The sequence below is a fragment of the Kitasatospora sp. NPDC057198 genome (genome assembly GCF_042670125.1).
In the GTDB taxonomy this organism is placed as follows: Bacteria; Actinomycetota; Actinomycetes; order Streptomycetales; family Streptomycetaceae; genus Kitasatospora.
This window is the reverse complement of record NZ_JBHUWH010000539.1, coordinates 1-4,985: the sequence shown is the minus strand read 5'-3', so window position 1 is coordinate 4,985 and position 4,985 is coordinate 1. Positions and strand designations below refer to the sequence as shown.

Below are 4,985 nucleotides of genomic sequence, written 5' to 3'. Positions count from 1 at the left end.
ACGAAGTCGTCCTCGACGGTGGCGGGGCTCCCGGCGGGGGCGAGCAGGCCGCTCGCGTGCTGCGTCCAGTCGGACCGCCCGTCGGGCCGGGAGAAGATCTCCACGCCGCGCCGCCCGTCCGCGTCGGTGTCGGCCACCACGACCTGCACCTGGACGCCCGAACCGTCGGAGGGGAGCACCAGCGGCGCCTGGAGGGTCAGTTCCTCCAGCAGGCCGCAGCCGACCTGGTCGCCGGCCCGCACGGCCAGCTCGACGAAACCGGTGCCCGGCAGCAGCACCGCACCGCCGATCGCGTGATCGGCCAGCCACGGGTGGGTGCGCACGGACAGCCGCCCGGTGCACACCACCCCGGCACCGCCCGCGAGTTCGACCGCCGCGCCGAGCAGCGGGTGACCGACCGCACCCAGGCCCAGCGACACCGCGTCCCCACCCAGGGCGGGGGCGGCGCGCGGCCAGTAGCGCTCGTGCTGGAACGCGTAGGTGGGCAGTTCGACCGGCTCGGCCGCCGGGAGGACCGAAGTCCAGTCCACCGTGGCGCCGTTGACGTACGCCTCGGCCAGCGAGGCGAGCAGGCGGCGGGCGCCGCCGTCATCGCGGCGCAGCGTGCCGCAGACGGCGGCGGTGGTCTCCTCGAGGGTGTCGTTCAGCGCGCCCAGCAGGACGGGGTGCGGGGTGACCTCGACGAACAGCTGGTGGCCCTGGGCGGCGAGGGTGCGCACGGCACGCTCGAAGTGCACGGTGGCCCGCAGGCTCGCGTACCAGTACCCGGCGTCCAACTCCTCGCCCGTCAGGGTCTCGCCGCTCATCGCGGAGACCATCGGGACGCGGCCGCGCCGCGGGGTGATCCCGGTCAGCGCGAAGACGATCTCCTCCTCCAGGCGGTCCACCTGCGCCGAGTGCGAGGCGTAGTCCACGGCGACCAGCTTGGCGCGGACGCCCTCGGCCTCGAACTCGGCCCGCAGCTCCTCCAGCGCCCCGGGTTCGCCCGAAACCACCACCGCCGCAGGCCCGTTGACCGCCGCCAGCGCGAGACGGTCGCCCCACAGCGGCAGGCGTTCGGCGACCACGGCCGCCGACTGGCTGACCGACAGCATCCCGCCCAGACCGGCCAGCACCTTCAGCGACTGCGAGCGCAGCGCCACGACGCGGGCGCCGTCCTCCAGCGACAGCATCCCGGCGACGGTGGCGGCGGCGATCTCGCCCTGCGAGTGGCCCACCACCGCCTCGGGCTTCACCCCGGCCGCCTCCCAGACGGCCGCGAGCGAGACCATCACCGCCCACAGTGCGGGCTGCACCACATCGGCGGCCTTCAACTCCGGCTCACCGGCCAGTACTTCATCGAGCGACCAGTCAACGAACGGCTCCAACGCCGCCGCACACTCCGCCAACCGCGCCGCGAACACCGGACTCACCCGGGCCAGTTCACGCCCCATGCCCAGCCACTGCGAACCCTGACCGGGAAAGACGAACACCGGGCGGACGCCCGCACGGGCCGTGCCCGAGACGACCGCGCCCGAGGGCACGCCCGCCGCGAAGGCCCGCAGGTCTGCCGCCGGCGCCTCGCCGACCGCCACCGCGCGGTGCTCGAACGCCGAGCGGGAGGTTGCCAACGACCTTGCCACGGCGGCGGGTTCGAGCCCGGGGCGGGCGGTGACCCAGTCCGCGAGCCGCTCCGCCTGGGCGGCCAGGCCCTCGGCCGAGCGGCCGGAGACCGTCCAGGCCGTGACCTCGCCGGGTTCGAGCACCCGGGCGGGCGCCTCCTGCGGCGTCTCCTCCGCCGGGGCGGGGGCCGCCGCCGGGGCCTCCTCGATGATCACGTGCGCGTTGGTGCCGCTCAGGCCGAAGGAGGAGACGCCGGCCCGGCGCACCCGCTCCCCGGCGGTCCACGGCACCGGCTCGGTCAGCAGCGCGACCTCGCCCGCCGTCCAGTCCACGTGCGAGGACGGCTCGTCGGCGTGCAGCGTCCTGGGGAGCTGCTCGTGCTGGAGGGCCAGCACCATCTTGATGACGCCCGCGACGCCGGCCGCGGCCTGGGTGTGGCCGATGTTCGACTTGACCGAGCCGAGCCGCAGCGAGCCGCGCTCGCCGCGGTCCCGGCCGTAGGTGGCCAGCAGGGCCTGCGCCTCGATCGGGTCGCCGAGCTTGGTGCCGGTGCCGTGCGCCTCGACGGCGTCGACGTCGGCGGCGGTCAGGCCCGCGTTGGCCAGGGCGGCGCGGATGACGCGCTGCTGCGAGGGGCCGTTGGGGGCGGTCAGGCCGTTGGAGGCGCCGTCCTGGTTGGTGGCGCTGCCGCGGATCACGGCCAGCACCGGGTGCCCGTTGCGGCGGGCGTCGGAGAGCCGCTCGACGACCAGCACGCCCGCGCCCTCGGCGAAGCCCATGCCGTCGGCGGCGTCGGAGAACGCCTTGCAGCGGCCGTCGGCGGCCAGGCCGCTCTGCTCGCTGAACCCGACGAAGCCCTCGGGGCTGACCAGGATGGTGACGCCGCCGGCCACCGCCATCGAGCACTCGCCGGAGCGCAGCGCCTGGGCGGCCATGTGCATCGCGACCAGCGAGGAGGAGCACGCGGTGTCGACGGTGACCGCCGGGCCCTCCAGGCCCATCACGTAGGAGACCCGGCCGGACAGGATGCTGGTGGCGTTGCCGGTGATCAGGTGGGCCATGCCCTCGATGTCGGCGCCGTAGCCGTAGCCGGAGGTGTAGCCGCCGACGAAGACGCCGGTGGAGCTGCCGCGCAGCGTCTCGGGGTCGAGGCCGGCCCGTTCGAACGCCTCCCAGGAGAGTTCCAGCAGCAGGCGCTGCTGCGGGTCCATGGCGAGCGCCTCGCGCGGGCTGATGCCGAAGAACCCGGCGTCGAAGCCGCTCATGTCGTGGACGAAGCCGCCCGCCCGGACGTACGAGGTGCCGGCCAGGGCCTCGAGGTCCCAGCCGCGGTCCTCCGGGAAGCCGGAGATGCCGTCGCCGCCGGTGGAGAGCAGCTCCCACAGGCCGTCCGGGTCGGCGACGCCGCCGGGGTAGCGGCAGGCCATGCCGACGATCGCGATCGGCTCGTCGGCGGCGATCGCGACGGGCGCCGGTGCGGGCGCCGACTCCGTTGCGGCGCCGAGGAGTTCGGCCTCCAGGTACTCGGCGAGCGCGCCCGCCGTCGGGTAGTCGAACAGCAGGGTGGCGGGCAGCCGCAGGTCGGTCGCGGTGCCGAGGTCGTTGCGCAGTTCGACGGCGGTCAGCGAGTCGAAGCCGAGCTCGCTGAACGCCCGGTTCACCTCGACGACGTCCGGGGAGGCGTGGCCGAGCACGTGCGCGGCCTTCGCCCGGACGAGTTCGACCAGCACCCGGCGCTGCTCGGACCGGGACAGTCCGGCCAGGCTGCGGGCCAGGTCCTGTTCGACGGGTGCGGCCGGGACGTCGGCCAGCAGCGCGGACAGCCGGTGGATCTCCGGCAGGTCCCGCATCAGCGGGACCGTCAGCAGGCTGGCGGCGCCCTGCGGGGCGGCCAGGATGACCGACCAGTCGATGTTGGTCACGGTCAGCGCGGTGTCGCCGTGGTCGAGCGCCTCGCCGAGGGCGCGGACCGCCAGTTCGGGGTCCATCACGCCCTCCCACTGGTTGCGGGCCAGCCGCTGCCGGGCCGCCTCCGAGCCCTGGGCGACACCGGCCGCCCACGGGCCCCAGGCGACGGCGAGCGCGGGCAGGCCGCGCGAGCGGCGGTGCTCGGCGAGCGCGTCCAGGTAGGCGTTGGCCGCGCCGTAGTTGGCCTGCCCCGGGCCGCCGGTGGTGGCGACCACGGAGGAGAACAGCACGAAGGCGTCCAGTTCCAGGCCGGCGGTCAGCTCGTCCAGGTGGGCGGCGCCGGCGGCCTTCGCGGCCAGCACCGATTCGAGGCGGGCCGGGGAGAGGCCGTCGATGACGCCGTCGTCGAGGATCGCGGCGGTGTGCACCACGGTACGCAGGGCGGGGCCGGTGGCGGCGGTCCGCTCCAGCAGCGCGGCCAGCGCGGCGCGGTCGGCCGCGTCGCAGGCCACCACCTCGACGGCGGCGCCGCGGGCGGCCAGGTCGGCGGCCTGTGCGGCCGCGCCGCGGGCGTTGCCGCCGGAGCGGCTGGTCAGCACCACCCGTTCCGCGCCGCGGTCGGCCAGCCAGCGGGCCACGTACCCGGCGAGCGCGCCGGTGCCGCCGGTGAGCAGCGCGGTGCCGCGGGCGGGCCGCCGGTCGCCGGTGGCGGCGGGCAGCGGGGCGTGGACGAGGCGCCGGCCGACGATGCCGGAGGGGCGCAGCGCGGCCTGGTTCTCGTCGCAGCCGGCCAGCACGGTGACCAGTTGGGCGCCGGTCCGCTCGTCCGGGGTCGGCGGCAGGTCGATCAGGCCGCCCCAGCGGTCCGGGTACTCGAGGCCGACGACCCGGCCGAAGCCCCAGGTCTGCGCCTGCGCGGGGCTGGTGGGCGCCTCGTCGGGCCCGGTGGCGACGGCGCCGCGGGTGACGACCCACAGCGGGGCGTCGATGTCGGTGTCGCCGAGGGCCTGCACCAGGGCCAGGGTGGCGGCCAGGCCGGTCGGCACCACCGGGTGGCCGGGCAGCGGGGTCTCGTCCAGGGCGAGCAGCGACAGGACGCCCGACACGCCGCGGGCGGGGCCCTGCTGCACGGCGAGGACCGGGAGGGCGATCCGGGCCCGGTCGACGGTCCCGGCCGGGACCTCGACGGGCACCACGGTGGCGCCGCGCCCGGAGAGCGCCTCGGTGCAGGCGCGCACCGCCCCGTCGTCGCGCCGGCCCTCGGGGAGCACGACCAGCCAGCGGCCCGACAGCCGGGCCGGGCCGGCCGGTTCGGCCGCGGGCGACCAGGCCACCCGGTAGCGCCAGCCGTCGGTCGCCGAGCGGTCCCGTTCGCGGCGCCGCCAGGACGCCAGGGCGGGCAGGACGGCGCTCAGCTGCTTGCGGTCCTCGATCGCCAGGGTGTCGGCGATCCGGGCCAGGTCGCCGTCCTCGAC

Annotated in this window: 1 protein-coding gene; it reads right to left on the bottom strand. The window is 76.5% G+C overall.

What is annotated here, in order from left to right:
* On the bottom strand, window positions 1-4,985 hold a 4,985-nt coding region (locus ACFUEL_RS35005), incomplete at both ends, for an SDR family NAD(P)-dependent oxidoreductase (RefSeq protein WP_380241496.1).